Origin of the sequence: Longimicrobium sp. (assembly GCF_036280135.1) — a bacterium.
In the GTDB taxonomy this organism is placed as follows: domain Bacteria; phylum Gemmatimonadota; class Gemmatimonadetes; order Longimicrobiales; family Longimicrobiaceae; genus Longimicrobium.
In genome coordinates, this window is the sequence record NZ_DASURI010000706.1 from 1 (window position 1) to 4,585 (window position 4,585).

Sequence of the window (4,585 nt, forward strand, 5' to 3'; positions counted from 1 at the left end):
CGCGGAGATCTGCGCGCCGCGGCCGGAGCCCACGCGCGTCTTTCTCCTCTTTGCCCTCGCCACGCTCATCGACGCGGCGGACGGTCCGCTGGCGCGCGCGTGGCGGGTCAAGGAGACGGCGCCGGACATCGACGGCCGCACCATCGACGACATCGTCGACTTCCTGACCTTCACCTTTCTCCCGCTGCTGCTCGTCTGGCGGATGGGCTGGGTACCGGAGCCGCGCGCGGCGTGGCTGGCGCCGGCGCTGCTGGCGTCCATCCTGGGCTTTGCCAACCGGATGGCCAAGGACGAGGCGCGCGGGTTCTTTCGCGGCTTTCCGTCGTACTGGAACATCGCCGCGTTCTACGCCGGGTTCCTGTCCCCGGCGGCGAACGCGGCGATGTTCGTGATCCTGGCCGTGCTGACGGTGTCGCCCGTGTGGTTCATCTACCCCAACCTGGCGCCGCGCCCGTGGAAGGTGCCGCTGCTGGCCGGGGCGATGCTGTGGCTGGTGCTGGCCATCCTCATGCTGCGCGACTACCCGCACGCGCCGGGGTGGATGATCGGCCTGTCGCTCGTCTATCCCGGCCTGTATACGGCCGCCTCCCTCCACCTGGACCGCAAGACGCGGCGGCGCTAGGGCTCGATCGGCGGGCGCAGTGCCTTGGCGTAGATGCGCCGCAGGGGGATCTCCAGCTCCAGCGAGGCGAGCACGAGCGAAGCGTCCAGCCCGGCCACGGACGTGGCGCGCCAGAAGTCGCCTTCCCGAACGTACGTCTCCACCTTCGCCTCCTTCTGCGAGACCAGCACGTACTCGCGCAAGGACTCGATGCGGCGGTAGTGCACGAACTTCTCGCCGCGGTCGTACTTTTCCGTGCTGTCGGACAGCACCTCGATGATCAGCACGGGGTTCAGCAACACGTCCGTGTAGCCGTCATCGAAGCGGGGCTCGCACGACACGCTCAGGTCCGGGTACACGTACCGGTTGGACCGCTCGATCCGGACCTTCATGTCCGCCGGATACACCTCGCAGGGCGAGTCCAGCAATCGAGATCCAATTTCGAGCGTCAGATTGGCAACGATCACGACGTGTGCACGCAGTGCGCCCGACATCGCAATGATGCGGCCGTCGATGTACTCGCTCTTGTACTCGGCGTTTCGCTCAAGGGCGAGGTACTCTTCGGGGGTGTAGTAGGTCAGGGCTGCCGTGGCCATATCTCCTCTCGGACGGGGTGTGTCCGAGTGTAAACGTGCGTGCTCACTGTGCACAAGTGCCCGAAAATCAGCCACCACGAACGCGCCAGCGGCGAAACAAAGCGTCTGGAGTGCACAAACATCAACAGAATAGCAGGCTTGATGGTCAGCGCGGAAGAGTATGAAGTATCACGCGCGCGTTCTGCGCCACCTGAGGCACCGTCAGCGCGTAAAAGCGGCCGAGTACGCCCCTCTGACTGATCCGCTGGCGAGCAGGCCGGCAGCCATGAGCACGCCCCGGATCAGACGGCGCGGCCCATGGACGTGCCGCGCGGCGGGCGCGAGCGGCCCAGGATGAAGGCGGAGACGAGGGCGCACACGTCCAGCCCGAAGATCACCGTGCCCTCCACGCCGTGCCCCGTGGCGACCAGGTACGTGGCGCATCCGAAGCCCACCAGGGCGATGAGCAGCGCGCACGCCACGCCCAGGCGCTCGCTTCGCACCGCCGCGTCCATCGCCATCCGCTCCAGGCTGGCCGAGCGCCGCTCCATCAGCCGGCGGTGCGCGCCCTGGGTGGCGAACTCGTCCAGGATCATCTTGGGCGCGTCCGGGTGCGCGTAGCCGTAGCGCACCAGCTCGCGCGCGTCGGGGATGGGGCCATCGCGCAGCTCCAGGGCGGCCACGTGAGCCATCTCGATGGGGATGGCCGGAACGAACGAGGGGCGCGACTCGTCGTCGCGCCCCTCGTGCTCCCGCGGATGGCGATGAACGGTCGGACCTGCCCGGTGCCGCTTTCGCTGTTCGCTCATGGGTTGCCGCCCTCGCGCTGCCGGACACGCGTGTACGCCGCGTCCAGGTCACCCCAGACGGCCGCCCAGTCGGAGGCGATGGCGGCGTTGTCGTCGCGGTGCCACTGCGCGCGACGAACGTACCGCGGCGCGACGGCGCCGCGCAGATCAAAGGCGCGGCCCAAGCCGCGAAAGAAGCTGCTGGTGTCGAAGCGTGCCATCGCGAGGTCCCCCTGGGTTCGAGGAATACAGCGTCACGCGTGCGGAAGCCAAGGCTAACAGCGCGGTCGTATCCTGTCCAGAGTGTCGCGGGACTTTGTTGCACTCCGTCCACTTGGGGCCGCAGACGGCACGTGGCGCGTCCACCAGGTGGGTCAGTCCGCCGCGTGGCAGACGGCGGGTTCGGGGGAGGGGAGGGCGTCCAGCGCGTCGTCGGCGGGGGAGCGGGCGCGAAAGGTGTAGCGCGCGAAGAACGCCGCGGCCTCGTCCAGGTCATCCGCGGAAAAGAAGCCGGGCAGAGCGGCGGCGCCCTCCATCGCCAGCCGCGCCAGGTCGCCCGCGACGGCTGCGATGGCGGGGTCCGCGAGGGCGTCGCGGCCGGCGGGATGGAGCAGCGCGGGATCGGGCGCGCCCAGCCGGTCGGCGGCGGCGCGCAGGGTGGGCGCGTGGTACAGGATGCCGGCCAGCAGCACCAGCGGCGCCGCGTACCACTCCGGCGCCACGGCATCCGCCGACCGCACCTCGGCAAAGCCCTTGGGGCGGATCTCGGGAAAGAGCGTGGTGAGGTGCGCACGCCACTCGTCCGGGCCGGCGCATCCCTCCGCGTTCCATTCCGCGAACGGGCGCCAGTGCGCGCCGTCGCCCAGCAGGAGGGCGGGCGCGGCCAGGGCAAAGTCCAGGTACTCCGCCACGGGGTCCGCGCAGGGGAAACACCCCGTGCGCCCGCCGTCCAGCTCGCGCCAGATGCGCGCGCGGTAGCTGCGGTGGCCCGTCGGCTCGCCGCGGTAGACGGGCGAGCTGGCGAAGATGGCCGTGACGTACGGGGCCATGGCGTTCAGCACGCGCCACGCGAGCAGCGGCTCCGCGCCGAGATCGACGCTGACCTGCATGGCCGCCGTCTGCCGCATCATCCGCTCGCCGCCCGTGCCGATGTCGCGGAGGAAGTTCGTCAGGCGGACGTAACGCGCGCCGGGAAGCTGCAGGTCCACGTCTTCCAATCCGCCCCGCGGCTCCACGCCCACGGAGAGCAGTTCGATCCCCGCGTCCCGCATGAACGCCGTCAGGGGGAGCACGGTAGCGCGCAGGGCGCGGAGGAGCGCCGTGGCCGTGGGGAACGCGGCGGCGCTCAGCTCGATCTGCCCGCCGGGCTCGTAGCTGATCAATCCACCATCGGGCAGCGTCCATTGCGGCACGCCGTAGGGCGATGGCTGCTCCGTCCACCCGTGCCGCACGCCGAAGCGCCGGAGCAGGGGCAGAGTCGACAACGCGTCCGCGGAGACAATCGGCACCTGCGCGCCGGTGTCCGCCGCCACGGGGATGAGCTCCACCTCCGCGCCGATGCGCGGCGCGCCGGGCGCGCGGCCCAGCGCGAACGCGTGCGTGCGCAGGTCCTCCAGCAGGTCGGCGCGGGCGAGCGGGGGCATGCGTCAGCGCGGCGCGGCGAGGGTGATGGCGTACCGTCCGTCCGCGTCCGTCTCCCACTGCTGGACGGCGAGCCCGGCGGCGGCGAACATCGCGTCCACGCTGCCGCGGTCGTGCTTGGCGCTGATCTCCGTGCGGATGCTCTCGCCGGCGGCAAAGTGGAACGCGGCGCCGCCGGCGAGCGTGACCGTCTGCGCGCGCATGGCGACCAGGTGCATCTCGATCCAGTGCGCCTGGCGGTCGTAAAAGGCGCGGTGCTCCCATGCGTCCACGTCGAAATCCGCGCCCGCCAAGGCGTTCACGACGCGCAGCATGTTTCGGTTGAACTCCGCCGTCACGCCTGCCGCGTCGTTGTAGCCGGCCTCGATCAACGCGGGATCCTTGCGAAGATCGACCCCCATCAGGAAGCGGTCCCCATCCGCCATCCGCGCGCGGACGCGGGTGAGCAGCGCCACGGCCGGCCCGGGCGCGAAGTTGCCGATGGTGCTGCCCAGGAACGCATGCAGCGTGGGCCCGGGCAGCCTGTCCGGCAGGGCGAACGCGTCCGTGATGTCCGCCACCACCGGGACGACGTCGATGGACGGATACGCGGCGCCGATGCGCGCCGCCGTCTCGTCCAGGAACTCGGCGCTCACGTCCACGGGGACGTAGACGGCGCGGTCCGCAGCGGACGCGATGGGGTCGAGGATGATGCGCGTCTTTTCCCCGCTGCCGGCGCCCAGCTCCACAAGCGCGCGGGGCGCCATTCCGCCGATCCAGTCCGGCATCCACCGCTCCAGCAGCGCCCGCTCCGTGCGCGTCAGGTAGTACTCGGGGAGCCGGGTGATCTCCTCGAACAGGCGCGAGCCGCGCTCGTCGTAAAAGAAGCGGGGCGACAGCTCGCGCGGCGTGCGCGACAGGCCCTCCACCACTTCGCGCACGTCCGCCGGGTCGGGGACGACGGCGGCCGCGGGGACCGCCTGGATGCAGTCAGTCATCGC

Annotated in this window: 6 protein-coding genes; 1 reads left to right on the top strand and 5 read right to left on the bottom strand. The window is 70.8% G+C overall.

The annotated features are described in order from the left end of the window. A partial coding sequence (locus VFZ20_RS22640; protein ID WP_329686227.1) for a hypothetical protein occupies nucleotides 1-622 on the top strand: 622 nt, incomplete at its 5' end. On the opposite strand, the gene VFZ20_RS22645 is transcribed toward VFZ20_RS22640, so the two are convergent. From VFZ20_RS22645 to egtD, 5 genes are all read right to left on the bottom strand, one after another. Continuing rightward, nucleotides 619-1,197 carry a Uma2 family endonuclease gene (locus VFZ20_RS22645; protein WP_329686228.1) on the bottom strand — a complete coding sequence of 193 codons (579 nt, stop codon included), beginning with the start codon at nucleotides 1,195-1,197 and terminating at the stop codon, nucleotides 619-621. The genes VFZ20_RS22640 and VFZ20_RS22645 overlap by 4 nt on opposite strands. A gap of 281 nt (nucleotides 1,198-1,478) precedes the next feature. Continuing rightward, nucleotides 1,479-1,985: a hypothetical protein gene (locus tag VFZ20_RS22650; RefSeq protein WP_329686229.1), complete on the bottom strand. Its 507-nt coding sequence runs from the start codon at nucleotides 1,983-1,985 to the stop codon at nucleotides 1,479-1,481. After that, nucleotides 1,982-2,185: a hypothetical protein gene (locus VFZ20_RS22655; protein ID WP_329686230.1), complete on the bottom strand. Its 204-nt coding sequence runs from the start codon at nucleotides 2,183-2,185 to the stop codon at nucleotides 1,982-1,984. Before VFZ20_RS22655 ends, VFZ20_RS22650 begins: the two co-directional genes overlap by 4 nt. A gap of 153 nt (nucleotides 2,186-2,338) precedes the next feature. After that, a complete protein-coding gene (locus VFZ20_RS22660) occupies nucleotides 2,339-3,607 on the bottom strand; it encodes a glutamate-cysteine ligase family protein (RefSeq protein WP_329686231.1) in 1,269 nt (422 codons plus the stop codon). A gap of 3 nt (nucleotides 3,608-3,610) precedes the next feature. After that, a partial coding sequence (gene egtD, locus VFZ20_RS22665; RefSeq protein WP_329686232.1) for an L-histidine N(alpha)-methyltransferase occupies nucleotides 3,611-4,585 on the bottom strand: 975 nt, incomplete at its 5' end.